Source organism: Treponema sp. R8-4-B8, assembly GCF_054786175.1.
The window spans coordinates 1-537 of record NZ_BDHE01000291.1 but is presented as its reverse complement, the minus strand read 5'-3'; the positions used below and the strand labels follow the sequence as shown (position 1 = coordinate 537).

The following is a 537-nucleotide window of genomic DNA, read 5'->3' as shown; positions in this document are numbered from 1 at the left end:
CCGCTCTCTTGCCGAAAAAGGAGGGCGCGTCGCCGCCACTGTGGACTGGCACCCCGCAGGGCATATTTCTTTCGCGTCGTCACATAACGGCAAAAAACCGGGCGTTTAAATTTTTCCGCCTGCCTTGCAAGGCGCAGAGCCTTTCTGTATCCTTCGGGATGGGGCATGGAAAAGTTAATCTTCTGCAAGGTCTCAATATCTTTCGCCCTTACCTGTGAAATTACCGTAACTGGAATGTCACCTAACAAACAAATCCCGCTTAAAATCGCAGGGTCATCGCTGAAATAGCGGTCGCCGTGGAACTCGATAAAATCGTTAAAAATAAGCGGAATGTAGTCATGTATTGTAGGACGGCCAAGATTTTTAAGGAGATCCAATTTTTGCTGCATGTTTAAAGCCATTATTTTCCTCCTTTATAGCCGTGCAACCTGATAATATGAGCGATTTTTTCAGGCATATCTTTGCGGTGGATAACCGCGTCAATGAAACCGTGCTCATAAACAAACTCCGACGTTTGGAACCTGTCTGGCAATACCG

The 537-nt window shown here is 46.7% G+C and carries 1 pseudogene; it reads right to left on the bottom strand.

The annotated features are described in order from the left end of the window. Positions 1–401, bottom strand: a pseudogene (locus tag ACYVRA_RS08445) (acetyl-CoA carboxylase carboxyl transferase subunit alpha); the annotation flags it as partial. Positions 402–537: the final 136 nt, after the last annotated feature.